General features: G+C 62.8%; 22 protein-coding genes and 3 pseudogenes. 13 read left to right on the forward strand and 12 right to left on the reverse strand.

From position 1 onward, the window contains the following. Window positions 1–37: 37 nt before the first annotated feature. Together ACQVLG_RS15355 and prpR are read right to left on the reverse strand one after the other, a co-directional pair. Window positions 38–976, reverse strand: a complete 939-nt coding sequence (locus ACQVLG_RS15355; RefSeq protein ID WP_474295470.1) for a phytanoyl-CoA dioxygenase family protein — start codon at window positions 974–976, stop codon at window positions 38–40. A 25-nt stretch (window positions 977–1001) separates the two neighbouring features. Then, window positions 1002–2627 (reverse strand): propionate catabolism operon regulatory protein PrpR, encoded by a 1626-nt coding sequence (gene prpR / locus ACQVLG_RS15360; RefSeq protein WP_474295472.1) that lies wholly within the window; start codon window positions 2625–2627, stop codon window positions 1002–1004. 214 nt (window positions 2628–2841) lie between these two features. On the opposite strand from prpR, the gene ACQVLG_RS15365 reads away from it, so the two are divergent. Then, window positions 2842–6501 carry a sensor domain-containing protein gene (locus tag ACQVLG_RS15365; protein WP_474295474.1) on the forward strand — a complete coding sequence of 1220 codons (3660 nt, stop codon included), beginning with the start codon at window positions 2842–2844 and terminating at the stop codon, window positions 6499–6501. Here the strand turns inward: ACQVLG_RS15365 and xth are convergent. Further along, entirely contained in the window at window positions 6498–7262 is a 765-nt protein-coding gene (gene xth, locus ACQVLG_RS15370; RefSeq protein ID WP_230538380.1) for an exodeoxyribonuclease III, read from the reverse strand. The two genes, ACQVLG_RS15365 and xth, sit on opposite strands and share 4 nt — an antisense overlap. Window positions 7263–7841: 579 nt before the next feature. Here xth and ACQVLG_RS15375 point away from each other — a divergent pair. Genes ACQVLG_RS15375 through ACQVLG_RS15390 form a run of 4 tightly spaced genes read left to right on the forward strand, consistent with a single transcriptional unit; the run spans window position 7842 to window position 9461 of the window. Continuing rightward, window positions 7842–8213, forward strand: a complete 372-nt coding sequence (locus ACQVLG_RS15375) for a phiTE_015 family protein (protein WP_096234395.1) — start codon at window positions 7842–7844, stop codon at window positions 8211–8213. A 10-nt stretch (window positions 8214–8223) separates the two neighbouring features. Then, complete coding sequence (locus ACQVLG_RS15380; protein ID WP_034782199.1) at window positions 8224–8412, forward strand: DUF1653 domain-containing protein; 189 nt, start codon at window positions 8224–8226, stop codon at window positions 8410–8412. A 33-nt stretch (window positions 8413–8445) separates the two neighbouring features. Then, entirely contained in the window at window positions 8446–8916 is a 471-nt protein-coding gene (locus tag ACQVLG_RS15385; RefSeq protein WP_230538379.1) for a CreA family protein, read from the forward strand. A gap of 11 nt (window positions 8917–8927) precedes the next feature. Beyond that, complete coding sequence (locus ACQVLG_RS15390; protein WP_474295477.1) at window positions 8928–9461, forward strand: hypothetical protein; 534 nt, start codon at window positions 8928–8930, stop codon at window positions 9459–9461. A gap of 189 nt (window positions 9462–9650) precedes the next feature. Here the strand turns inward: ACQVLG_RS15390 and ACQVLG_RS15395 are convergent, their stop codons facing one another. After that, window positions 9651–11144 (reverse strand): leucyl aminopeptidase, encoded by a 1494-nt coding sequence (locus ACQVLG_RS15395; protein WP_230538377.1) that lies wholly within the window; start codon window positions 11142–11144, stop codon window positions 9651–9653. A gap of 67 nt (window positions 11145–11211) precedes the next feature. Here ACQVLG_RS15395 and lptF point away from each other — a divergent pair. The 5 genes and pseudogenes from lptF to ACQVLG_RS15420 all read left to right on the forward strand — a co-directional run bounded on the left by lptF (window position 11212) and on the right by ACQVLG_RS15420 (window position 14896). Then, window positions 11212–12359: pseudogene (gene lptF, locus ACQVLG_RS15400) on the forward strand (LPS export ABC transporter permease LptF). After that, window positions 12356–13525 carry an LPS export ABC transporter permease LptG gene (gene lptG / locus ACQVLG_RS15405; protein ID WP_474295479.1) on the forward strand — a complete coding sequence of 390 codons (1170 nt, stop codon included), beginning with the start codon at window positions 12356–12358 and terminating at the stop codon, window positions 13523–13525. Before lptF ends, lptG begins: the two are co-directional and overlap by 4 nt. Next, window positions 13525–13932, forward strand: coding sequence for a sirohydrochlorin chelatase (locus tag ACQVLG_RS15410; protein WP_474295481.1), 408 nt, complete (start codon window positions 13525–13527; stop codon window positions 13930–13932). Before lptG ends, ACQVLG_RS15410 begins: the two co-directional genes overlap by 1 nt. Further along, window positions 13929–14192: a Stealth CR1 domain-containing protein gene (locus tag ACQVLG_RS15415; RefSeq protein WP_474295483.1), complete on the forward strand. Its 264-nt coding sequence runs from the start codon at window positions 13929–13931 to the stop codon at window positions 14190–14192. Before ACQVLG_RS15410 ends, ACQVLG_RS15415 begins: the two co-directional genes overlap by 4 nt. A gap of 2 nt (window positions 14193–14194) precedes the next feature. After that, the gene (locus ACQVLG_RS15420; protein WP_474295485.1) at window positions 14195–14896 is read left to right on the forward strand and encodes an exopolysaccharide phosphotransferase; all 702 of its coding nucleotides are present in this window, start codon (window positions 14195–14197) and stop codon (window positions 14894–14896) included. Here ACQVLG_RS15420 and ACQVLG_RS15425 read toward each other — a convergent pair. The 8 genes and pseudogenes from ACQVLG_RS15425 to ACQVLG_RS15460 form a co-directional block, all read right to left on the reverse strand. Then, window positions 14893–15543, reverse strand: a complete 651-nt coding sequence (locus tag ACQVLG_RS15425; RefSeq protein ID WP_474295487.1) for a hypothetical protein — start codon at window positions 15541–15543, stop codon at window positions 14893–14895. The two genes, ACQVLG_RS15420 and ACQVLG_RS15425, sit on opposite strands and share 4 nt — an antisense overlap. A 250-nt stretch (window positions 15544–15793) precedes the next feature. Further along, window positions 15794–16558, reverse strand: a complete 765-nt coding sequence (gene cobA, locus ACQVLG_RS15430; protein ID WP_230538371.1) for a uroporphyrinogen-III C-methyltransferase — start codon at window positions 16556–16558, stop codon at window positions 15794–15796. 28 nt (window positions 16559–16586) lie between these two features. Then, window positions 16587–17903: a sulfate adenylyltransferase subunit 1 gene (locus ACQVLG_RS15435; protein ID WP_099665035.1), complete on the reverse strand. Its 1317-nt coding sequence runs from the start codon at window positions 17901–17903 to the stop codon at window positions 16587–16589. Further along, window positions 17903–18817, reverse strand: a pseudogene (cysD, locus tag ACQVLG_RS15440) (sulfate adenylyltransferase subunit CysD); the annotation flags it as partial. The gene ACQVLG_RS15435 and the pseudogene cysD, both read right to left, overlap by 1 nt. A gap of 27 nt (window positions 18818–18844) precedes the next feature. Beyond that, window positions 18845–19561, reverse strand: a complete 717-nt coding sequence (locus ACQVLG_RS15445) for a phosphoadenylyl-sulfate reductase (protein WP_474295489.1) — start codon at window positions 19559–19561, stop codon at window positions 18845–18847. Window positions 19562–19570: 9 nt separating this feature from the next. Next, window positions 19571–20131, reverse strand: coding sequence for a DUF934 domain-containing protein (locus ACQVLG_RS15450; protein WP_474295491.1), 561 nt, complete (start codon window positions 20129–20131; stop codon window positions 19571–19573). Next, on the reverse strand, window positions 20124–21815 hold the full coding sequence (locus ACQVLG_RS15455) for a nitrite/sulfite reductase (RefSeq protein WP_474295493.1): 1692 nt from the start codon (window positions 21813–21815) through the stop codon (window positions 20124–20126). The genes ACQVLG_RS15450 and ACQVLG_RS15455 overlap by 8 nt, the downstream gene beginning before the upstream one ends. 81 nt (window positions 21816–21896) lie before the next feature. After that, window positions 21897–22672 (reverse strand): annotated as a pseudogene (locus ACQVLG_RS15460) (sulfite exporter TauE/SafE family protein). Between the two features lie 160 nt (window positions 22673–22832). Between ACQVLG_RS15460 and ACQVLG_RS15465 the strand changes: the two are divergent. The 3 genes from ACQVLG_RS15465 (at window position 22833) to ACQVLG_RS15475 (ending at window position 25631) form a co-directional block, all read left to right on the forward strand. Further along, on the forward strand, window positions 22833–23774 hold the full coding sequence (locus tag ACQVLG_RS15465; protein WP_034751505.1) for a CysB family HTH-type transcriptional regulator: 942 nt from the start codon (window positions 22833–22835) through the stop codon (window positions 23772–23774). A 61-nt stretch (window positions 23775–23835) separates the two neighbouring features. After that, window positions 23836–24486: a class I SAM-dependent methyltransferase gene (locus ACQVLG_RS15470; RefSeq protein ID WP_034782226.1), complete on the forward strand. Its 651-nt coding sequence runs from the start codon at window positions 23836–23838 to the stop codon at window positions 24484–24486. A gap of 197 nt (window positions 24487–24683) precedes the next feature. Beyond that, a complete protein-coding gene (locus ACQVLG_RS15475) occupies window positions 24684–25631 on the forward strand; it encodes a porin (protein WP_051991189.1) in 948 nt (315 codons plus the stop codon). Window positions 25632–25634: the final 3 nt, after the last annotated feature.

The following is a 25634-nucleotide window of genomic DNA, read 5'->3' on the forward strand; positions in this document are numbered from 1 at the left end:
GCCGCGGGATGAGCGGCGCCAGGGCGGGATGAGCGGTTCAGATCCATTCATCCTGGTCCTGGCAGTGCTCGGGAAGGTAGGTCAGGTATTGCACCATGCGCGGCGCCGGGCCGCGGTTGGGCGTGGCGCAGTGGGGCAGGGCCTGGTGCCAGATGATGAAATCGCCGGCCATGCCGTCGACGGGCACGGGCCGCAAGGCTTCGACGGCCCATTCGCGCGGCTGGCGGCCCGGCGGCACTTGCCGCAGCCAGTCGGCCACGTGCCGCTGGAAGCCGGGCACGCAGTGAAAGGCGCCGTGCTGCGCGGGACAGTCGCTCAGGTACAGCATGCCTTGCAGCTTGAACGGAATCGGCTGTTGCAGGCTGACGTCCCAGTGCAGGGCGCTGCCGAGGAAGCGGTGCTGCGGCGTTTCCGGCGGGTTGAAGCTCACCTTGTCGATGCTGGCGTAGATGCCGGTGCCGGCGCCTGTGCCGCTGTCATATAGCTGCTGGCAGGCGTGGCGCACGTGCGTGCTGTGGCGGTTTTCCTCGAGGGCCGGATGGTCGGAAAACTGCAGCATCAGGCCCCGCTTGCCCGGATGCGGCTGGTACCACGACGTTGGCTCGTCGGGCGAGGCGCCCAGGTAGTCCCAGATGGCCGTTCGGGCGGCGGCGCACTGCGCGCGCGGCACGGCGCCGCGCAGCACCAGATAGCCGTGTTCTTCGAAATGGCGCAGCTCGGCGGCGGACAGCACGTCCTGGTGCGCGCTGGCGGCATGCGCCGGGCGTGGGCGCGTGCGCGCGGCGATCCAGTCCGTGTAGGCTTGCAGGGTCGGGCGTTGCTGATACAGGAAGTGCAGCGTGTCTTCCATGGAAATGCCGCGCGCGTACAGCGCCTGGAGGTCCCCGTGGTCGCGCGCCAGCCCCTGCTTGCCCGTCGCGCCAGCGTGTCCCGTGCAGCGTTGCCATAAGTCGTGCAGGTGAGGCCAGTCGTCCATGGTGTTTTTCGTCCGGGTGAAAAAATCAGCTGGCGCGCAGGCGGCGCCACAGCGTGGTGCGGCTGATGCCGAGGTATTGGGCGGCGGCGTCGCGGCGCCCGCCGAAGCGCGCCAGCACCGCGCTGGCGCTTTCGTCTTCCAGGCGCGGCGCGATGGCGACGGCCGGCGCCGGCGGCAGCGCCGCCGTGCCGGCAGCGTTGCCCAGTTCCGGCGCCACGCCCAGCACGAAGGCGGGGGTGAGCGCCTGCAGCGGCTCGGCGGCCAGGAACAGCGCCAGGCGCTCGGCCAGGTTGCGCAGCTCGCGCACGTTGCCGGGCCAGTCGTAGCGGCGCAGCAGCGGCGCGCAGGCGATGATTTCCGCGTGCAGGTTGGGGTGCGGACGGGCGCCCAGCGCGGCCAGCGCGTTTTTCAGCGACCATTCGGCCAGGCCCGGAATGTCGCTGGCGCGTTCGCGCAAGGCGGGCAAATGCAGGCGCAGCACGGCCAGGCGGTAGAACAGGTCGGCGCGGAAGCGTCCTTCGCGGATGCGCTGCTCCAGGTCGCAGTGCGTGGCGCTGATGATGCGCACGTTGATGGCGATGGGCCGCGTGCCGCCCACGCGCACCACTTCGCGCTCTTCCAGCACGCGCAGCAGCCGCGTTTGCAGGGCCAGCGGCATTTCGCCGATTTCGTCAAGGAACAGGGTGCCGTGGTTGGCCGCTTCGAACAGGCCCGCATGGCCGCCCCGGCGTGCCCCCGTAAACGCCCCGTCCTCGTGGCCGAACAGCTCCGATTCCAGCAGGGACTCGGCGATGGCGCCGCAATTGATGGCGATGAAAGGCCGGTTCGCGCCCAGGCTGCGCGGGCTTTCGCGGTGAATGGCCTGCGCCACCAGTTCCTTGCCGCTGCCCGTCTCGCCCTGGATCAGCACCGTCGCCGGCGAGCGGGCATACAGCACCACCGACTGGCGCAGCGCCTCCATCGCCTCCGATTCGCCGCGCAAATCGTGCAGGCCGTGGCGCGCGCGCAGGGTGTCGGCCACCACCGCGCGCCGTCCCCGGTTCGATTCGATCTGCGTCAGGCGCGCCAGCTCCAGCGCGTCGTCGAAGGCGCGCCGGATGGCCGTGGCCGAATACACGAAGACGGCGGCCAGGCCCGCCTCTTCGGCCAGGTCGGTGACGAGCCCCGCGCCGACGACGGCTTTGACGCCGGCCGCCTTCAGTTCATTGATCTGCGCGCGCGCGTCTTCCTCGGTGGCGTAGGTGCGCTGCGCGATCTGGAAGCCGAAGGTGGCGGCAAATTCGCCCAGTTCCGGCATCGGGTCCTGGTAGGTGACGACGCCGATGTGCGGCGAGATGCGCCGCGCGCGCGCCAGCGCCTGCATCACGTCGTAGCCACTGGCCTTGGCGATGATGACGGGCACCGACAGGCGGCCTTTCAGGTAGGCGCCGTTCGAGCCGGCCGCGATGACGGCGTCGCAGCGCTCCGTGGCCATGCGTTCGCGGATGTGGCGCACGGCGTCGTCGAAGCCCAGGTTGATCGGTTCGATCGTCGCCAGGTCGTCATATTCGAGCGTGATGTCGCGGAACAGGTCGAACAGCCGCGAGACGGAGACGGTCCAGATGACGGGTTTGTCGCGGTGGTCGAGCGGAGGTTGGGGAGGGCGGCGCATGCTTTATTCTAAACGATTTGTTTCATTTTCTTGCCATGCAACGCCGCCGTTGCAACGGGCGTGTTGCACGTGCTCTGTGGTGTTTCAGATATTGCCAATAAGGAATATGAAAAAACCGCCGGAAACTGGTTTATGATCTAGCAGCACCATGATGCTTGGAAGAATATGTTTCCCAGGCGCATGTTCACTTTGCCGTTAACCATCCATGGTGTCCATGAACCGCGTACCAACCAGTCCCGATTTCATCGCCGATGCCTTGCAGCTGATCGCCTTGCCCGCTTGCGCTTGCGATGCCTGCGGCATGGTGGTGGCCGCAAATGGCGCCCTGGGCGCCTTGCTGGGCAGGGACGTGTCGGGCCGCCTGCTGGCCGACTGTTTTACGGACGCCTACCGCGCGTCGAGCAGCAGCATGCTGCGCGGCGCGCTCGGTGCGGCCGGGCGCGAGCGGCAGTGGGACAGCAGCCTCGAAGGGGACACGGGCGCCATCGCCGTGCAGGTGTGGGCCAGGCCCCTGCTGGTCGGCGACGGCTTGCCGGGCGCGACCCTCGTGTTTGCCGACATCAGCGTGCAGCAGCGCGACCAGCAAGCCTTGCGCAAGACCTTGCTGGAACAGCAGGCCATCCTGGAAAGCGCCGCCGTCGGCATCGTGTTTTCCAAGGGCGGCTTCATCGAAGAGTGCAATATCCGCGCCGCCGAAATGCTCGGCTATGCGCGCCACCAGTTGACGGGCATGCCGGGCGCGGTGCTGTACCGCTCGGCCGAACATTGCCGCGCCCTGGGGCTGGAAGCGGCGCCGCTGCTCTCGAAGGGCAAGCCCTACCGCACGGAGCTGGAATTGCGGCGCCAGGATGGCACCCTGTTCTGGAGCCGCCTGCACGGGCGCGCCGTCGATCCCTTGAATACGCATGACGGCACGGTATGGATTATCGAAGATATCAGCGACCACCGGCGTGACGAAGATCAATTGCGCCGCGCCATGCTGGAAATGCAGGCCGTGATGGACAACGCGCCCTTGGCCATCGGTTTTCAGCGCGACAAGGGCGTGCTGCGCTACAACCGGCGCTTTGCCGAATGCTTCGGCTTCGACGGCGACAGCGGCGTGGGCATGGCCGTCGCCGACCTGTACCCGTCGCGCGCGGCGTATGACAATGTCGTGCGGCAGGCCGCGCCCCTGCTGCGGCGCGGCCTGCCGTTCCAGGGCGAGATGGAGATGCGCCGGCGCGACGGCTCGACGTTCTGGGCGCTGGCGTATGGCTATGTCCTCAATCCGGAGAACCAGACCGACCGCGGCCTGCGCGACACGATCTGGCTGTTCGACGACCGCAGCGCGCAGAAGGCGGCCGAGGAGGCCACGCGCCAGCTGATGCTGGAGCAGCAGGCCATCCTCGACAATGCCTCCGTCGGCATCCTGTTTTCGCGTTCGCGCCTGATCCTGCGCTGCAATCCCCGCTTCGCCGAAATGTTCGGCTACGCGCAGGACGAGATGACGGGCATGCCCGCCGCCGGGCTGTTCCCCTCGCCCGCCGCCTACGAGGAGTTTGGCGTGCAGGCCACGCCGCTGCTGGGACAGGGCTTGCCGTACGAGCAGGACGAATCGCTGTTCCGCCGCCGCGACGGCAGCCTGTTCTGGTGCCGCATCCGCGCCAAGGCCGTCGACCAGACGCACAGCGAGCAGGGCGCCATCTGGATCCTCGAAGACATCACCGCCAGCCGCCAGGCGCAGATGGAAGTGGCGGCCATTATGACGAATGCCTCGGTGAGCATCCTGTATACCAAGAACCGCCAGATCACGCGCTACAACCTGGGCTTTGCCGCGATGTTCGGCTATAGCGGCGACGAGGCGCTGGGCTTGCCCGGGCGCGCGCTGTACGTGTCGCAGCAATCCTACGAGCTGCTGGGCGCGGCGGCCTTCCCCTTCCTGTCGGTGGCCAAGCCCTTCCAGACGGAGGTGGAAATGCAGCGCCGCGACGGCAGCACCCTGTGGGCGCAGCTGATCGCCTACGTCGTCAATCCGGACGATCCCGCCGCCGGCACCATCTGGATCATCGAGGACCGCACGGAAGCGAAGCGCGCCGAAGAATCGCTGCGCAACGCGCTGCTGGAAAACCAGGCCATCCTCGACAGCGCCGTGCTGGGCATCTCGGTGGTGGAGGGCGGCCACAATTTGCGCGCCAACAGCAAGATGGAAGAGCTGTTCGGCTATGGGCCCGGCGAGATCAACGGCCTGTCGGTGCGGGCCTTGTACCCGGACGTGGCGGCATGGAAGGCGGCGCGCGGCGAAACGGCGCGCGATTTCGAGGCGGGCAGGGTGCACATGTCGGAGTACCAGCTGGTGCGCAAGGATGGCAGCCGCTTCTGGGCGCGCCTGTCGGGCCGGCCGTTTGATCTGGCGCATGCGCATGGCCGTTCCGTGTGGCTGGTCGACGACGTGACGGCGCGCCGCGAGGCGGCCGAGGCGGTGCGCCGCGCGCGCGACGAGCTGGAATTGCGGGTGCAGGAACGCACGGCCGAACTGGCCGGCGCCAATCTGCTGCTGCAGGGCGAGATCGTCGAGCGGCGCCAGGCCGAGGCGCGGGTGCACCACATGGCCTACCACGACAATCTCACGGGCTTGCCGAACCGCGCGCTGCTGTCGGACCGGCTGGAACGGGCCATGCTGGCCGCGCAGCGCTCCGGGCGCAAGCTGGCCGTGATGTTCATCGACCTGGACCGCTTCAAGACCATCAACGATTCGCTGGGCCACATGACGGGCGATCTGCTGCTCAAGGAAGTGGCCGCGCGGCTGTGCGGCGCCGTGCGCGCCAGCGACACGGTGGCGCGCCTGGGCGGCGATGAATTCGTCGTGCTGGTGCCGGGCATCCGCGGCGGCGAGGAAGCGGCGCGCGTGGCCGAGAAGATCATCGAGGCGCTGACGCCCGCCTTTCCGCTCGACGGCCATGTGCTGCATGTGACGCCATCGATCGGCATCTGCGTGTATCCGGACGATGGCGGCGACGTCGACGCCCTGATGCGCCATGCCGATGCGGCCATGTACCACGCCAAGGGCAATGGCCGCAACAACTACCAGTTCTTTACGCAGACGATGAACCAGGCGGCGGCCCTGCACTTCGACCTGGAAAGCAGCTTGCGCACGGCGCTGGCGCTGCAGCAGTTCGAACTGTTTTACCAGCCGATCATCGATATCGCCACGCGCCGCCTGCACGGCATGGAAGTGCTGCTGCGCTGGCGCCGCCCGGGCCACGGCCTGGTGCTGCCCGACCGCTTCATCCCCATCATGGAGGAAAACGGCTTGATCGTGCCAGTGGGCGAGTGGGTCATGCGCCAGGCGTGCGAGCAAAGCATGGCCTGGCAGCGCCAGGGCTTGCAGCCGGTGCCGCTGGCGGTGAATCTGTCGCCGCGCCAGTTCATGCACAAGGGTCTGGTGGCGGCCATTGGCGCCGTGGTGCGGGAAACGGGCATCGATCCGGCGCTGCTGGAGTTCGAGATCACCGAGACGGCGCTGATGCAGCACGGCGAGCATACCCTGGAGATTTTGCGCCAGATCAATGGCATGGGCTTGCGCCTGTCGATCGACGATTTTGGCACCGGCTATTCCAGCCTGGCCTACCTGAAGCGCTTCCCCGTGAAGAAGGTCAAGATCGACCGCGCCTTCATCAAGGATCTGGAACACAGCGCGGAAGACCGCGCCATCGTGGCCGCCATCATCGCCCTGGCCGACAGCCTGCAATTGTCGGCCGTGGCAGAGGGCGTGGAGACGGAGGAGCAGTTCGCCCTGCTGCAAGCGAACGGCTGCCGCTATGCGCAGGGCTATCTGTTTTCCGCGCCGGTACCTGCAGCGAATGCGCAGGTGTTATTGGAACGCGTATCTGGTTAGTCGATGGTGGCGACAACCGGCGCATGGTCGGACGGCTGCTCCCACTTGCGGGGCACGCGGTCGATCACGCAGGCGGTGCAGCGGGCGGCGAGGGCGGGCGAGAGCAGGATATGGTCGATGCGCAGGCCTTTGTTCAGGCGGAAGCCCAGCTGGCGGTAATCCCACCAGCTGAACGATTTTTCCGCCTGCTCGAACAGGCGGAATGCGTCCGTCAGGCCGATGTCGAACAGGCGCTGCAGGGCGGCGCGCTCCTTGTCCGAGACCAGTACCTGGCCTTCCCAGGCGACGGGGTCGTGCACGTCGCGGTCGTCGGGCGCGATATTATAGTCGCCGACGACGGCCAGTTGCGGGTGCTGCTGCGCTTCTTCGGCCAGCCAGTCGTGCAGGGCGGACAGCCAGCCCAGCTTGTATTCGTATTTGTCCGAGTCGACGCTCTGGCCGTTCGGCACGTAGGCGCAGACGACGCGCACGCCACCGATGGTGGCGGCCAGGATGCGCTGCTGCGCATCCTCATAGCGCGGGTTGTTTTTCACCACATCGGTGATCGGCAGCTTCGACAGGATGGCTACGCCGTTATACGTTTTCTGGCCGCTGAAGACTACCTGGTAGCCGGCCGCCTCGATCTCGGCGACGGGGAACTTGTCGTCCGTGAGCTTGGTCTCTTGCAGGCAGAGTATGTCGACCGGGTTGTCGGTCAGCCACTGCAGCACTTGCGGCAGGCGCACTTTGAGCGAGTTGACGTTCCAGGTGGCGAGTTTCATGGGGAAAATCCTTGCTTGAATAGGTGACGATGGGGTGTCGATAGGCGCGAATCTTACCGCATGCGCGTCGACGGCGTCCTGTCGCGCTTGTTGCGCACCACCTTTATTTGCTCACAGGGAAAAAGATATTAATAAAGTATTTATATTTAACCAATCGTGGCGCATGAATATTATGTTTTTGTGTATCATTGATCAACCCCTATGTTTGATTTGGCATAAGTGGCTGGCATGGCAGGCTGCGTCTCGCCGTTTAACGCGACAAAGGTGTAAAGTTTCTCGCTAAAACGCGATAAAAACTACTAAAATGGCACAATGTAACAACTGTGTCACACGGCTTTGTTACAGCCAAGTTAAGAACCGAACAGGAAGCAGTTGTAATTAGTTGTAATTGCTATTCCGATTACATGACCACTGTGCCCGGGGCGGAACGTCAATTCCGTCCCTGGCGCCGCCAGACTTGTTATATAAATTGCAGTACTATATCTATGAGACTGTTTTGCGACATCAATAGATGGTACTATTTTGAAATGTTGCAGTTTTAATAGTGAGACTTGCGCGTAGCATTTGCAAAGGAAGAAAATGCGAACTGCATTTGAAGCGTGGGCGCAGCGTGACGGCCACATTGTGCGGCGAAGAGAAGATAAACCGGATGAGTACCTGATTTTCGAGACCCAGCGCCGCTGGGTTATCTGGCAGGCGGCTCTGACGCATGGCAAGACGGCTGCCAAGCCGCGCGTGAGCGCGGCCGAAAAGGCGGCGAAAGCCCAGCGCGCGCTGGAAATGTCGTCCGACGAGGCAACCGTGCGCAACAAGGTGCTCAATGAGGTGCTCGACGCCTTCAGCGGCGCCGATGGCGCTGCCGGCATGGAAGGCATACTGAAAGTGATCCAGGGCCTGAAGATGAAGCAGAAGGCGCTGGCCGACGACAAGAGCGAAGATTCCACGGCTTGAGGGGGCGGCGATGCGTTATCGGCACTACAAGGGCGGCATTTATGAACTGGTGTGCGAAGCCACGCTGGAAGCGGATCTGACGCCGATGATCGTGTATCGCGCCGCCGACGGTTCCATCTGGACCCGGCCGAAAGACGTGTTCTTTCAGCTGATCGAGGTCGAAGGCGTCATGGTCCAGCGTTTCGCCCCCATCAACTGATGGCCGCCTGCGTGCGTGCCCGGGATTTTCTTCATGCGTAAATTGCTGCCTGCCGCCCTGGTGCTGGCCTTTGCCTGCGCCGCGGCGCATGCCGAAACCATCGGTTCGGTCGACACGGTGTTCAAACTGATCGGCCCTGACCATAAAATCGTCGTCGAAGCGTATGACGACCCGCGCGTCGCCGGCGTCAGCTGCTATCTGTCGCGCGCCAAGACGGGCGGCATCAAGGGTGCCGTCGGCCTGGCCGAAGACAAGGCCGATGCGGCCGTGGCTTGCCGCCAGGTGGGGCCGCTGCAATTCAAGGGCAAGCTGCCGCGCCAGGAAGAAGTGTTTACCGAGCGCGCCTCGATCTTCTTCAAGCACGTGCGCGTCGTGCGCATGGTCGACAGCAAGCGCAATGCGCTCGTCTACCTCGTATATTCCGACCGCCTGATCGAAGGCAGCCCGAAAAACAGCGTCACCGCCGTCGCCGTGCCTGGCGACCAGCCGATTCCCGTCCGTTAAGCGAGCTTCCCATGCGCGTGCCGCTGTCTGCCCCCCTTGCCGCCTTTGCCGCCGGGACGCTGCTGCTGTTCGGCCTGGGCGGCTGCGCCACCCTGACGGGCAATACCGAGCAGATGGTGCTGGTGCAGACCATCCAGGACAACCGCGAACTGACGGGCGCCGGCTGCATCCTCAGCAACGACGTGGGCAAGTGGTTCGTCACCACGCCCGGGCGCATCACCATCCGCAAGAGCCAGGAACCGTTGAAAGTCGACTGCCGCAAGCACGGTTCGCCCGCCATCGCGACGGACGACCACATCGATCCCAAGCTCAATGGCAGCGTCTGGGGTAATGTCATCCTGACCCTGGGCGTCGGCTATTTCGTCGACCGCAATACGGGCGCCGGCTTCGACTACCCGTCCATTTTGACCATCGTCATGCAGGACCCCGCGCGCCTGGCGCCTCCGCCCGCGCCGGTTGCCGCGCCGCCCCCAGGCGCCGTGCCGGAAACGGTGGTGCAGCCGAAGGTGGCGCCGTCGCCGTTGCCCAATCCCGTCGTCTACTGATTAATACGCCACGCATGAAAAAACCGCCATGGTCAGTGACCATGGCGGCTGCCTTCTTACGTAGCGACGCCTGACAAAACCGTAGCGAGCGGGAGCTAGTGGTGGCCGAGAAGCGCAGCTGTACTTTATGTACAGCGAGCATCGCCGGCCGCCAATAGCCCCGCGCAGTAGGTTTGGTCTGGCGTTCTCTTACACGCGGTTGATCAGGAACGTCGTCAGCAAGGGTACTGGACGGCCGGTCGCGCCCTTCGAGCCGCCCGATTTCCATGCCGTGCCTGCGATGTCCAGATGCGCCCAGGTGTACTTCTTGGTGAAGTTTTCCAGGAAGGCCGCTGCCGTCACCGAACCGCCGCCTGGCGTGCCGATGTTGGCCAGGTCGGCGAAATTCGACTTCAGCTGCTCGTTGTATGCCTCTTCGATCGGCATGCGCCATGCCGTGTCGCTCGATTGCTTGCCCGCTGCCAGCAGTTCATTGGCCAGCTGGTCATGCGCCGCATCGCTGCGCGTAAACAGGCCGCTGTTGTGGTGGCCCAGGGCGACGACGCAAGCGCCCGTCAGCGTGGCGATGTCGACCACGGCTGCCGGCTTGAAGCGTTCGGCGTAGGTCAGCGCGTCGCACAGTACCAGGCGGCCTTCGGCGTCCGTATTCAGCACTTCGATGGTCAGGCCGTTCATCGAGGTGACGATGTCGCCCGGCTTGGTGGCGCGGCCCGACGGCATGTTTTCGCACGCGGCGATGACGCCGATGACGTTCAGCTTCAGGTTCATTTCGCCGATGGCGCGGAAGGTGCCCAGCACCGAAGCGGCGCCGCACATGTCGTACTTCATTTCATCCATGCCGGGACCGGCCTTGATCGAAATGCCGCCCGTGTCGAAGGTGATGCCCTTGCCGACCAGGACCACCGGCGCATCCTTGGCCTTGCCGCCCATGTGCTTCAGGACGATGAACTTCGGCGGCTGCTCGCTGCCGTTGGTGACGGACAGGAAGCTGCCCATTTTCAGCGCTTCGAGCTGTTTGCGGTCCAGCACTTCGACTTCGAACTTGTAATCCTTGGCCAGCTGCTTGGCCGTGTTGGCCAGGTAGGTCGGATTGGCGATGTTGGCCGGCAGGTCGCCCAGGTTGCGCGTCAGGTCGGAACCGTTGGCGATGGCGATGGCTTGCGCCAGCGCGCCGCGCGTGGCTGCCGTTGCTGGCGCCGACAGGACGATCTTGCGCACGCCCGCTGGCGCCGGATCTTTTTTGCTTTTTTGCGAGTCGCAGCGGTATTCGCTGTCGTGGGCGGCTTGCACCACGCAACGGATTGCCCAATTTACGTCGCGCTCTTTCACTTCGGCCAGCGGTAATGCGATAATGGCGTCCGCAGCGCCCAGCGAGCCGAAGGCCTTGAGTGCGGCCTGTACGCCGGTCGTGAAGCTTTTTTCGCTGACAGTTTCATCGCTGCCCATGCCTACCAGCAGAACACGTTCGGCGGCGACGCCATCGACTGCGCGCAGCAGCAACGTGCTGCCAGGCTTGCCGCTGATGTCGCCGGACTTCAGCGCAGCCGAAATCGCACCCTTGCTGTCCAGCGATTTTGCCGCTGGCGACAGTTTTTTGTTTTCGAATACCGCAACCGCGATGCATCCGCTTTTGGCCGTGCCGAGGGTGCTCTTGGTATCGAATGCTTTTATGCTAAAGTCCATTTGGTTCTCCGTTTTCATTTACTAGTAACGTGTTACTCAACTAACTGACCCGAATTATAAACTCCGAATGATCTTTCAACGCGCCCTTCGACGTGAATTGGCTAGTGCCGCCGGGGCCACCTTCACTGTTTTGTTCAGCATCCTGCTCACCTGGATGCTGATCGGTATTCTCGGCAAGGCGGCGGGCGGCAAGATCGCGTCGTCCGACGTCATGTCCCTGATGGTCTTTTCCGCCCTGATGCAGCTGCCCACCATCATCATCCTCACCGGTTTCATTTCGGTGCTGATGGTCGTCACGCGCAGCTACAAGGAGTCGGAGATGGTGGTGTGGTTCGCTTCCGGCCTGAGCCTGTCGCGCTGGATCTGGCCCGTGCTCAGCTTCGGCCTGCCGCTGGTGCTGGCCACCGGCATCCTGAGCCTGTATGCCACGCCGTGGGCGCAAAAGAAAAGCGATGAATATGTGGCGCGCTTCGAAAAGCGCGAAGACCTGCAGAAAGTCACGCCGGGCCAGTTCCGCGAATCGGCAGGCAGCAACCGCATCTTCTTCGTCGAGGGCGTCAGCGGCGAAAAGAACGTGGTGCAGAACGTCTTCGTCAATACCGTCGATGAAAAAGGCAGCGCCGTCGTCGTCGTCGCCAGGGAAGGCGTGATCAATACCGACGCCAAGGGCGAACGCTTCCTGGTGCTCAAGAGCGGCCGCCGCTACCAGGGCATACCCACGCAGGCCGACTTCCAGACCATGGAATTCGAGCAGTACATCATGCGCATCGAGAGCAAGCAGCAGGCGCTGGGTGCGGAGCTGGGCGTGCGCGCCATGAGCACCATGGCGCTGGTCGCCGAGCCGAATCCCTACACCATGGCCGAATTACTGTGGCGGGTCAGTGCGCCCCTGATTGGCCTGATGCTGATCCTGCTGGCCATTCCGCTGGGCTTCGTCAATCCGCGTGCCGGCAGTTCGACCAACCTGATCATCGCCCTGCTGATTTTCTTTACGTACAGCAACCTTATCAAGGTCATCGAAGCGAGCGTGTGAAACAGGGGCGCCTGAGTTTTGGCATGGCCTGGTGGCCGCTGCACCTGCTGGCGGCGCTGGCCGTGGTGGCGCTGTTTGCCTGGCGCCTGAATGTGAATCACCGCTATCATCCGCTGGTCCTGCTGGCGGCTTTCAAGCGCGCGCGCCGCGCCGGCAAACCAAGTAAAGCGGTATCGAAATGAAGATTTTACAGCGCTATTTTGCCGTCTCGATATTCCAGGCGGTGCTGTTCGTGCTGCTGGCCTTTCTGGCTTTGCAAGCCTTCATCGACCTGACGGGCGAGCTGCCCAAGGTGGGCCGCAACGGCTACACCATCCAGTATGCCTTCCTGTATGTGCTGGTGCTGGTGCCGGGCCACGTGTACGAGGTGATGCCGATCGCGGCGCTGATCGGCACCATCTACACGATGGCGCAGTTTGCCGCCAGTTCCGAATTTACCATCATGCGCGCTTCAAGCATGTCGACGGCGATGGCGGCCGGTTTCCTGTTCCGCATCGGTATCGTCTTCGTCGTCATCACCTTCATCTTCGGCGAGTTGATCACGCCGCGCACGGAGCCGCTGGCCGAACGCCTCAAGCTGACCTCGCGCGGCGCGGCCGTGTCGAGCGAATTTCGCTCCGGCCTATGGACCAAGGACATGGTCAAGAGCGAGGGGCTGACGGGCACCGTCACCGGTTCGCGCTTCTTCAATGTCGGCGAAGCGCGTCCGGATGGCCAGCTGAAAAACGTCAAGCTGTATGAATTTGACACCGATATGCGCTTGCGCACCTTGACCGTGGCCAAAGGAGCGGCATATCAGGGCAATAATATCTGGCGCCTGACCGATGTGACGGAAACCTCGTTCTCGAACAGCGCGGCGACCTCGCCCGGTTTCGAGCCGAAGCTGGAAAACTACTATGCGCAGGAAACGAGCATGGTGCGTACGGTGCAAAGCGCCAGCAAGGACATGACGTCGGAAGTGACGCCGAAGATCCTGACGGTGTCGGCTTCCGATCCCGAGCGCATGTCGGCCAGCGAACTGGCCGTGTACACGCGCCACCTGGCCGAGAACAAGCAGGAAACGGAGCGCTTCCGCATCGCCTTCTGGAAAAAGCTGATCGATCCGCTGGCCATTTTCGTGCTGATGGCGCTGGCGCTGCCGTTCGCCTACATGCATACGCGCAGCGGCGGCATCAGCCTGAAGATATTCATCGGCATCATGATCGGCGTGAGCTTCATGCTGGTCAATACGCTGTTCTCGCATCTTGGATTGCTCAGTACCTGGCCGGCCTTCCTGACGGCAGTGGCGCCGAGCGCCCTGTATCTGCTGCTGGCGCTGGGCGCCCTGTGGTGGGTGGAGCGGCACTGATGGAGACGAACGTGAAACAGGCACTGATCTTGTTTGCCCACGGCGCGCGCGCCGCATCGTGGGCCGCGCCCTTCGAGCGCCTGCGCGACCTGACCCAGGCGCGCATGCCCGGCACCAGCGTGCACCTGGCCTTCCTGGAACTGATGACGCCACGCCTGCCCGAGCTGGTGGCGACCCTGCTGGCCGAGCTGCCCGCCGGCGCCATCCTGGACGTCACCGTGGTGCCCGTGTTCCTGGGGCAGGGCGGGCATGTGCTGCGCGATTTGCCGCTGCTGCTGGAAGAATTGCGCCAGCAGCATCCGGCACTGCGCCTGAAAGTGGTCGAGGCGGTGGGCGAGAACGCCAGCGTGCTGGCCGCCATGGCCGACTATTGCGTGGCGGCGCCAGGCTCCAGTCCTCTGCCTTGAGCGGCATCGACATCGTCTACCTGTGGGTAGACGGCGCCGATCCCGCCTGGCGCGCGCGCCGGCAGCACGCATATGCGGCCTGGGCGCAGGCGCATCCCGGTCAGCTGGCCTTGCACGGCAACGTGGCGGGCCGCTACCGCGACAACGGCGAACTGCGCTACAACCTGCGCGCGCTCGAGCGCTTCTTTCCCGGCCATGGCCATGTCTACCTGCTGACGGACCGCCAGGTGCCGTCCTGCTGCGCGCTTCACCGCGCCTGACGGTGATCGACCATGCCAGCCTGATGCCCGGCGCATCGCTGCCAGTGTTCGACTCCGGCCATATCGAATCGTATCTGCACCATATTCCGGGCCTGTCCGAACGCTTCTTGTATTTGAACGACGACGTATTTTTTGGCGCGCCGTTCGAGTCCGCATTCTGGTTCGGGGGGGAAGGGGACCGGTGTCTGAGCGTGTTTACGGAAAGTGCGCCGCAGGACGAAGTGCCGGGCTTGCGCGCCGACGTGGCGGCGCCCGTCAATTGCGCCACCCTGTCGCGGCAATGGCTGTCGGCGCAGTATGCCGATTACCAGCATGAACCGCGCCTGTATGCGCATGCGCCGCGGCCCATGCTGAAAAGCGCGCTGCATGACCTGGAAAGGCTGGCGCCGGCCATGTTTGCCGGCGTGCGCGCGACGGTGTTCCGCTCGTGGCAGGTGCCGGCATTGCTGCCCGACCTGGTGCCGCGCTGGATGGTGCATCAGGGGATTGCGCGCTCGCGCATGCTCGACCCGCTGCATATCGCCAGCGGCGATGCGCACGCGCCGCAGCAGCTGGAGGAGCTGGCGGCGCGTTTCGGCAGCTTGCCGTTTTTCTGCATCAACGATACCTGCGACGAGGCCGACGATGACGACCCGCGCCTGCTGCGCGTGGCTGTTACCTTGCAGCGGCTGCTGCCGCTGCCATCTTCATTTGAAAACGCTTAAGCCGATTTCTTTTTTGGCGCCAGGCTGATGCGGGCGGCGGCCGAGCTGTCGGACAGTGAAGCGAGGAACAGCAGCAAATAGGCGCCCAGTTCGAAGACTTCCTCGCCCAGCAGCGCATAGGCGTCCGGCATGCCATGGAAGACCTTCTTGTCGAATGGCCAGCCGGCCACCATCAGCAAGCCGCCGATGGCCGTCAGGATGGTGATGCGCATGCTGAAAATCTGCGGCGCATGGGCAAATACCTTGCGCGCGCGCGGCGCGAAAAAGATCAGCACGCGTATCAGGATCAGCAATTCCACCACGCGCAGGGCTTTTTCCAGCTGCGCCCAGGCGGGCGCCGTGCCGAACTGGTCGATATCGAGTTCGCGCAGCAGGAAACCGAACAGCAGGGCCGACAAGCCCGCATGCATCAGAAAGCGCAGGGACTGGCGGTCCGGCTCCTGCCACGCGCGCACGCCGTGCACCGTGCAGGCCAGGGCCAGGAACAGCGCCTGCAGCCATTCCAATAAATGGTTTTCATCGTCGATATTCGGGAACACCGTCCACAGGGCGATGGAGGCGAGCATGCTGAACAGCACTGCGCTGGCGACGCCGACATTGCTGCGGCTGAGCGAAGTCAGGGCTTCGCGCATGGAGGTGAAATTCATGTGTGGTCGTAAGGCTAAAGTTGCGCGGCGCGGTATTGCAGCCTGCGGGCGCAGCTTTTTTCGGGGAGATCGCCGGGTGGCCTCCGTCAGCCGGAAGACCGCGCGGCAAGCGCTATTATGGCGGGGTGTAGTGTGATTTTATTGCTATCACGCAACAACTTCTCGAGAAAAGATGCGTGAGCATCGTATCATGTTTTCTCTGAGGACGTCGGTTACTGACTTTAAAGTCGGTAAAATACGGTGTATTTATTCAGGCATGGCGCGCCAGCATGGCCGCCGTTTCTGCAATGGCCTGGTGCGCGCGCGCGGCCATGGCGTCGCCCAGCATCACCAGCACGGGGCCATGGGTGTCGCCCAGGCCGTGCGCCAGGGCGCTCAGCGTCAGGCGCACGATGCGCTGATCCGGGCGGCTGCAGTTTTCAATCACCACCACGGGGGTATCGGCCCGGCGGCCCAGGGCCAGCAGGCGCTGCGCCGTGGCGATGGCTTCGCGCCCGCCCATGTATTGCACCAGGGTATCGCAGTCCGGGATGCGCGTCTGCTCCGGTTCTCCCGGCGCCGTGCTGGAGGTGAAAAAGGCCACGCTGCGCGACACGCCCCGCTTGGTCAGCGGCTGCAAGGTGGCCGCCGCCGCCGCCAGGGCCGTGGTAATGCCGGGCACCACTTCCACGGCGATACCCGCTTCTTCCAGCGCCCGCAATTCCTCGTCGGCGCGGCCGAACAGCATGGGGTCGCCCCCTTTCAGGCGCACGACGACGGCGTGCTTGCGGGCGTTGTCGACTAGTTGCTTGTTGATGAACGCCTGCGCCGTCGACAGCTGGCCGCAGCGCTTGCCGACCAGAATCTTTTGCGCCTGGGGGCACAACTCCAGCATTTCCTCGGTGACCAGCGCGTCGTGCAGCACGACGTCAGCCTGTGCCAGCAGGCGGGCGCCGCGCAAGGTCATCAAGTCTTGCGCGCCGGGGCCGGCGCCGATCAGGTAGACCTTGCCGGGGAGAGATGGGGAGCTGTGCATATGGCTGCCTTTCCTGGACGAAGCGGGGTTAGAGCCGGACCATGCCGGCCGCGACCGTCTGGTGGGTGACTTCATCGATCAGGATAAACGCACCGGTGGCGCGGATATCGGCATACGCGTCGGCCGCCAGCGCCTGCTGCACGTTCAGGCTGATGCGGGCGATGTCGTTCAGCTTCAAGCCTTCGGCCGGATGGCGCTGCTGCGTATTAATGTCGAGGATCGATTCGATCGCCGTCACCTTGGCCGCCGTCTGTTTCGTGCCGTGCTTGATCCAGTACTTGCGGCGCAGGTCCAGCGCGTCTTCCGACAGCCAGCACACGTCGGCCACCACCTGTTTCAGCAGGGTGGCAGGGCGCTCGCTGCTGGCCAGCAAGTCGCCGCGCGAGATGTCGAGGTATTCATTCAGCAACAAGGTCACGGACTGGCCCACCACGGCCGTCGGCAGCGAACCGTCGAGGGTGACGATATCTTTGACTGTTGCCGTCTGGCCCGATGGCTGCACCACCAGGGTGTCGCCGATGCTGACCTTGCCCGCCTCGATGCGGCCCATGTAGCCGCGGAAGTCGTTCGCTTCGTGGCCATTGTGGCGCGCCACCAGTTGCACCGGGAAGCGGAATGGCGTGTCGTGCGATTCGTCGTAGACGGACAGCGATTCGAGCAGCTCGATCAGGGTCGGGCCCGTGTACCAGCCCAGCTTGTCGCCGCGTTCGACGACGTTGTCGCCCGTCAAGGCGGACAATGGAATCGGCGTGATGTCCTTCAGACCCAGCGACTGGGCAAATTCGCGGTAGGCCGCGACGATGCGGTTGTACACCGTCTCATCGTAGTCGACCAGATCCATCTTGTTGACGGCCACGACCACGTGCTCGATCTGCAGCAAATGGGCAATCGTCGAATGGCGTTTGGTCTGGATCAACAGTTCTACGCTGCCATCGTCACCGAGTTTGACTTTCGACACGTCGATCAAAATGATGACGGCGTCGGCCGTGGACGCGCCCGTGACCATGTTGCGCGTGTACTGTTCATGGCCCGGCGTGTCGGCGATGATGAATTTGCGCTTTGGCGTGGCAAAGTAACGGTAAGCCACGTCGATGGTGATGCCTTGCTCGCGTTCCGCTTCCAGGCCGTCCGTCAGCAAGGACAGGTCGACCGTGTCGCCCACCGTGCGCTTGTGCTTGGAGCGCGACATGGCGTCGAGCTGGTCGGCGAAGATGCCCTTGCTGTCGAACAGCAAACGGCCGATCAGGGTGCTCTTGCCGTCATCGACGGAACCGGCCGTGATAAAACGCAACATGCCGCGTTCGACGCTGTCGGTGAGATTGGTGTTCTGGATTGCTGCGTTCATTAGAAATACCCTGCTTTCTTGCGTTTTTCCATCGAGGCTTCGGAAGTCTGGTCATCCATGCGGGTGGCGCCCCGCTCCGTGATTTGCGTGATTGCCGTCTCGGCGATGATGGCGTCGACGGTGGCCGCATCGGACGAGACGGGGCAGGTGCACGAAATATCGCCCACCGTGCGGAAGCGCACGACTTGCGTTTCCACCGTTTCACCTTCGCGCGGCGGCGTCAAGTCCGTCAGCGGCACCAATAAACCATTGCGCGGGATCACCTGGCGCTCGTGCGCGAAGTAGATCGGCGGCAATTCCAGTTGCTCGCGGGCGATGTATTGCCACACGTCCAGCTCCGTCCAGTTCGAGATGGGAAACACGCGCATGTTTTCACCGGGATGCACGCGGGTGTTATACAAGTCCCACAGCTCGGGACGCTGGGCTTTCGGGTCCCAGGCGCCGAATTCGTCGCGGAAGGAAAAGATGCGTTCCTTGGCGCGGGCCTTCTCTTCGTCGCGGCGGGCGCCGCCGATGCAGGCGTCAAAACCGTGTTCGGCGATGGTTTCCAGCAAGGTGACGGCTTGCGCCGCATTGCGCGAATCCGTGGCCGGGTTGCGCAGGCGCACGGTGCCGCGCTTGATCGAATCTTCCACGGAGCCGACGATCAGGCGCTCGCCCAGTTCCGCCACTTTCTTGTCGCGGAAAGTAATGACTTCCGGAAAGTTATGGCCCGTGTCGATATGCACGAGGGGAAACGGGAACTTGCCTGGGCGGAAGGCCTTTTCGGCCAAACGCAGCAGGACGACGGAATCCTTGCCGCCGGAAAACAGCAGCGCGGGGTTGGCCGATTCGGCCGCCACTTCGCGCATGATGTGGATGGCTTCCGATTCAAGGCTGTCGAGGTGACGCTGGTTCAAAATATTGCTCATATTGGATGCTTTCTTGTTCTGTGTGTCTGTTCAGGCTGCCACGGATTTGATGCGGATCAACTTGCCGTCCACCATGTGCAGGCCGCATTCCTTGGAATCGGGATTTTCCCACCACCAGCGTCCGGCGCGCACGTCTTCGCCCGGCTGCACGGCCCGCGTGCACGGTTCGCAGCCGATGGACGGGTAGCCCTGGTCGTGCAGCGCATTGTAGGGCACGTCGTTGGCGCGGATATAGGCCCACACGTCTTCTTCCGACCAGTCGGCCAGCGGATTGAATTTCGTCATCGCGTGCGCCGCATCGTCTTCCTGCACGTGCAATTCGGCGCGCGTGGTGGACTGGGCGCGGCGCTGGCCCGTCACCCAGGCCTTGTTGCCGGCCAGGGCGCGGCCCAGCGGCTCGACCTTGCGGATGCGGCAGCATTCGCGGCGCATCTCGACACTATTGTAGAACGCGTTCAGGCCGTTCTGTTCCACGTAGGCGGCAACAAGCTCCGGCTGCGGGCGGTACAGCGTGATATCGTGGTCGTAGCGGGTTTTGACCTTGTCGAGCACGGCCAGGGTTTCCTGGTGCAGCCGGCCCGTTTCCAGGGAAAAGATGCCGATGGGCAGCTTTGCCTTGAGAATCATGTCGGTCAGCACCATGTCTTCGGCTGCCAGGCTGGACGCGAACACGGCCGGCGAAAAATCCGCGGCGATGCGTGTCAGCGTTTGCTCGGTGGCGTGAATCAAAGAAGTCAGATCGCTCATGATTGGTCCTCAGATGCCGGCCGCGTTGTCGAGGTCAGGATTCTGGCCTTCGCGGTGGTGGCGGCGGAACAGCGGCGATTTCTGATCCCACGACGCCTGGTAGGTTTCCGAAAAGACCGACAAACCTTTCAGGGCGTCATGGATGCTGCGGTCCGGGCGCGTCGCATACGCGTCAAAGCCGACCCGATGCATGGAAAACAGCTGGTCGCGCAGCACGTCGCCGATGGCGCGTAATTCTCCGCGGAAACCCAGGCGGGCGCGCAGGTTGAAGGCGATGGAATAGCCGCGGCCATCCGTGAATTTCGGAAAATCCACGCCGATGACGGGCAACACATCCACGTCGGCCGCCAGTTCTTCCGGGCGCTCGTCGCTGGCCAGCCAGACGCCGATGTCGGGCAGGCGCGCGGCCAGGGTTGCGCGCTGGGCTTGCCAAACGAGCAAGGGGACGATGACCTTGCCTGCAGGCACGACGACCGTTTCCGGCGTGTCGGTCTCATCGAGGCGCAGCAAGCCCCAGGTATTTGGCACCACGGCGGCGTTCTTGATGATTTCTTCGCGTACTTCAAACATATTCGTCTTCTCCCACCAGGTTGCCGACCGTGATCGGCGTTGCATATACGTGTTCCTTGAACGGCGCCAGGCCCAGGCGCTGGGCCGTGTCGACGAAGCGCTCGCCTTCATGGCGGTCGCGCACGTAGACGTGCAGCAGGCGGCCGATGACTTCAGGCATCTGCAGGGAAGAGAACGATGGTCCGATGATCTTGCCGATGGCCGCGTTGTTGCCTTGCGCGCCGCCGATCGACACTTGATACCATTCGCTGCCATCCTTGTCGACGCCGAGGATGCCGATGCTGCCCACGTGATGGTGGCCGCAGGCATTGATGCAGCCGGAAATATTCAGTTCGATCTCGCCGATGTCGTGCTGGAAGTCGATGCTGTCGAAGCGCTCGGCGATGGCGGCCGCGATCGGCAGCGACTTGGCGTTCGCCAGCGAGCAGAAATCGCCGCCTGGGCAGCAGATCATGTCCGTCAGCAAACCGATGTTCGGCGTGGCCAGGCCATGCGCCTTGGCTTCCTGCCACAGTGCGAACAGTTTTGACTGCTCCACATCGGCCAGCACCAGGTTTTGCTCGTGCGTCACGCGCAGTTCGCCAAAGCTGTAGCGGTCGGCGAGATCCGCCACGAAGTCGATCTGCTCGGCCGTCGCGTCGCCTGGCGGCACGCCCGTTTTCTTCAGGGACAGCACCACGGCCACGTAGCCGGGGCGCTGGTGCGGCTTGACGTTGCGCGCCAGCCAGTTGACATAGGCCTTGTTGTCCGCATGTTCCGTCTTGTAGTCGAGTTCCGGCAGGGCCAGGTAGGCGGGCGGATTGAAGAAGTCCGCCACGCGCTGCATTTCCTCTGCCGTCAAGGTTTCCGGACCGTCCTTCAGGTCGACCCATTCCGCTTCCACCTGGCGCGTGAATTCTTCCACGCCGATGGCTTTCAGCAAGATCTTGATGCGCGCCTTGTATTTGTTGTCGCGGCGGCCGTGCAGGTTGTACACGCGCATGATGGCCTGGATGTACGTCAGCAAATGCTGCCATGGCAGGAAGTCGCGCACGACGACGCTGCCCAGGATAGGCGTGCGGCCCATGCCGCCGCCCGCCATCACCTTGAAGCCCACTTCGCCAGCTGCGTTGCGCACGGCCGTCAAGCCGATGTCGTGCACGGCGATGGCGGCGCGGTCTTCCTCGGCGCCATTGATGGCGACCTTGAATTTACGTGGCAGGGCGATGAATTCGGGGTGGAAGGTGCTCCACTGGCGCAATACTTCCGCGTACGGGCGCGGATCGATGATTTCATCGGCGGCCACGCCGGCGAACGGGTCCGATGTTGTATTACGGATACAGTTGCCGGAAGTCTGGATCGCGTGCATTTCCACGGACGCCAGGTCCGTCAGGATATCGGGCGTCTGTTCCAGTTCGATCCAGTTGAACTGGATGTTCTGGCGCGTGGTGAAGTGGCCATAGCCGCGGTCATACTTGCGCGCGATGTGCGCGAACATGCGCATCTGCTTAGCCGACAGCAAGCCGTACGGCACGGCGATGCGCAGCATGTAGGCGTGGCGTTGCATGTACAGGCCGTTTTGCAGGCGCAGCGGAATGAATTCCTCTTCCGTCAGTTCATTGGCGATACGGCGCGCAACCTGGTCTCGGTACTGGGCGATGCGTTCTTTGATGATGAGGTGGTCGTACTGATCGTAATGGTACATATCAATTCCTAAAAAAGCCGGGGTGCTGGAAGATTGCCTGGGATTATGTTCTTGATACTGCTCTTGTCACTTGTTCGGTCATTAATAGATTAGCTTCACTGCCACGCCGGTCAAGGTCATCGCCAGCAAGACTCTTAAAAACTTTTCCGGCACGGAGCGGGCGACCCAGGAGCCGAGGGTGATGCCAGGCAGGGAGCCGACCAGCAAGGAAGCCAGCAATTCCCAGTGGATGGAGCCGAGCCACCAGTGACCGAGGGCGGCGATGGCCGTCAGGGGCACGGCGTAGGCGATGTCGGTGCCCGCCACTTCGGCCGAGCTCATGCGTGGATACAGCATCACCAGCAAGGTCGCGCCGATGCGCGGCCGCGATCGATCGACGAGACCGTCACCAGCACGCCCAGCACGGCGCCGGCGATGATGGTCGCGGCGGCAAGCTTGTTGCCTTGCAATTGTTTCTCGGGGTGCGCATTGATCCAGGCCAGCATGCGGCCCTTGAAAATGAGTGCCACGACGGTCAGCAGCACGGAGCCGGCGATCGAGTAACGGATGATCTGGCCGATTTCCGGCGACAGGGTGCCGAACGATTTCAGCGCCAGGGTCGCGATGACGGCGGCGGGCAGGGCGCCCATGCACAGGCGCTTGACGATATCCCAGCGGATGGTGCCGCGCAGGCGGTGCGTCAGGGTGCCCGCGCTCTTGGTGATCGAGGCGAACGCCAGGTCCGTGCCCACGGCCACGGAGGGCGGCACGCCAAACAGCAAGGTTAACAGCGGCGTCATCAGCGAACCGCCGCCCACGCCGGTCATTCCTACGAGTAATCCTACGGCAAATCCTGAGACTATATAAGACAAAGTCATGCTTGCACCCCCAAAGTACTCGCAATAGTAATAAACTTAGTGTTTATTCCAAACTACTAAGTACGCATTTGCTTATATGCGATATGCGTATATGCATGCATGCAAAATCATGGGTGGGGCGGAAACTCGGCAAATCACGGCAATCTAGGGCAAACCAGCAATGAATCTCCATCAACTGCGCTTCGTGCGCGAAGCGGTCCGGCAGAACTACAACCTGACGGACGCCGCCAAGGCATTATTTACGTCGCAACCGGGCGTATCGAAAGCCATCATCGAGCTGGAAGAGGAACTGGGCGTGGATATTTTCACGCGCCACGGCAAGCGCATCCGCGGCTTGACGGAGCCGGGCCGCCTGGTGCTGGAGTCCGTCGAGCTGATCATGCAGGAAATCGACAGCATGAAGCGCATCGGCAAGGAATTCGCGGCGCAGGACAGCGGCAGCTTTACCATTGCCACCACGCATACGCAGGCGCGCTACACCTTGCCCAAGGTCGTGCAAGCCTTCATGCTGAAGTTCCCGAAGGTCAGATTGTCATTGCTGCAAGGAAATCCGCGCCAGATCGCCGAGATGGTGCAGCGCGACCAGGCGGATCTTGCCATCGCCACGGAATCGATCGCCGCCATCGATGGTTTAATTACCTTGCCGTGCTATCAATGGGAGCACGTGGTGGTGGTGCCCGTCGATCATCCGCTGCTCAAGTCGAAGTCCGTGACCCTGGAAGAAATCGCCGCCTTCCCCCTGATTACCTATGACAGCGCGTTTGCCGGACGCAACAAGATCGACCACGCTTTCGTGCTGCGCGGCCTGAAACCGGACATCCTGCTGGAGGCCATCGACGCGGACGTGATCAAGACTTATGTGGAGTTGGGCATGGGGATTGGTATCATAGCGGGTATGGCCTTCGATGCCGAGCGCGACAAAGGCTTGCGCGCCATCCCTGTCGGCCACCTGTTCGGCATGAATGTGTCGCGCGTGGCCGTCAAGCAGGGCGCGTATTTGCGCAGCTATATCTATACCTTTATCGAGTTGCTGACGCCGACCCTGAATCGCAAGCTCATCGAGCAGGCGATGAGCGGTGATAAAGAGCACTACGAACTATAACAATGCATGAAGTCGGCCGGGCGAGGTGCCTGGCCAAGATTATTTAAGAAGAGAAGAAACAATGATTACCGATCAGCTTGCCAAATATTACGCCACCATCGCGCAGCAGTACGAGCGCGTCTATGACAAGCCCGAACGCCAGGAAGACCTGGAAGTGTTGCGCGACAAGGTCGCCGACGTGCTGGAAGGCCACACCGTGCTGGAACTGGCTTGCGGCACGGGCTACTGGACGGAAGTGGTCGCCGAGTCGGCCGAGTCCGTGCTGGCCACCGATATCAACGATGAAATGCTGGCGCTGGCCCAGGCCCGTGGCTTGCCCGACAACGTCACGTTTGCCAAGCTCGACGCATTCAACTTGCCCGACGACCTGCTGGGCAAGTTCACGGCCGTGTTCGCCGGCTTCTGGTGGTCGCACGTCAAGCGCGAAGACCAGGACAAATACCTGAAGCAATTGCGCAGCAAGCTGGGCAAGGACATCCTGCTGGTACTGATCGACAATTCCTATGTCGATGGCAGCAGCACCGTGATCGCGCGCACCGACCTGGAAGGCAATACGCACCAGTTCCGCACGACGGATGGGGGCGAGCGCTACGAAGTGTTGAAGAACTTCCCTTCGGATAGCCACCTGCGCAAGAAGTTCGCCCACTCGGCCCGTGAAATCCGCATGAAGCGCCTGGAATACTACTGGCTGCTGAGCTGCCGCCTGAAGTAAGGCCGGCACGGCAAGACAAACCGCCTGCGGGCGGTTTTTTTTTTTCGCCTGTTGTTTTTATCTGACACGATGTTGTGCCAAAAAGCAACATCTTGTCGATGTCATATTGTTGAAGTATTTCGTGGGCATGATTCGGTTCAGCAGCTAGGCAGCTCAGCAGCAGCTCAACTTGTCCAACCTAATGTAGAGAATCTCAAGTGAAAAAAATTACTCTGGCAGCATTGATCATCGGCACCTTCGCAGCAGCTACGGCGCAAGCACAATCGAACGTCACCGTGTATGGCCTGGTTGACCTCGGCATTGCCAAGACCACTGGCCAGCCGACGGTACAACGCGAAAACAATGCGTCGCGCCTCGGTTTCAAGGGTACGGAAGATCTGGGTGGCGGCCTGTCCGCAATTTTCAACCTGGAAAGTGAATTCCTGGCCGACACCGGCGCGCAAAAAGGCGTGTTGTTCGACCGTCAAGCGTATGTGGGCTTGAAAGGCGCGTTTGGTACCGCCATCCTGGGCCGCACCAAGAATCTGGTCGATGGCACCATCGCCCGCGTCGACCCATTCAACACCTACGGCGTGGTCGGCAAGAACAATGAAACCCTGCTGCGTTCGGGCGTCGGCACGTCGCGCGTCAACAATGCCGTGACCTACAACAGCCCAAGCTTTGACGGTTTCGTGGGCAGCCTGCAATACGTGTTGAGCGAAGTCAACAGCGCTGACGCAGGCGTGATTGGCCTGGCAACCTACGACAATGGCCCGATCAGCTTGCACGCCGGCTACGAAAAAGCCGTGCAGGCAACGGCAACGGCAGCCAAGCCTGACCTGTGGTCCATCGGTGGCGGCTATAAATTCGGCCCAGCCAAGATCACGGCCGCTTACTCGAAAGGCGACACCAAGGTTGCCACGACTGGCGAATTCAAGTCCTACCTGATCGGCCTGAACTACACGGTGGGCGGCGGCGATGCCAAAGTGTCGTATGGCAAGCAAGAGCAAAGCAACAACAAGTTCAAGGATCAGGACACCATCAAGGAATTCGGCGTCGGTTACGACTACCACCTGTCGAAGCGCACCGATGTGTACGCTTACGCTGGCCGCGAGCGCGTCAAGTCGCTGACCTCGTACCAGATCGGTCTGGCACACAAGTTCTAAGCA

The sequence above is a fragment of the Janthinobacterium sp. TPC_1 genome (assembly GCF_056037845.1).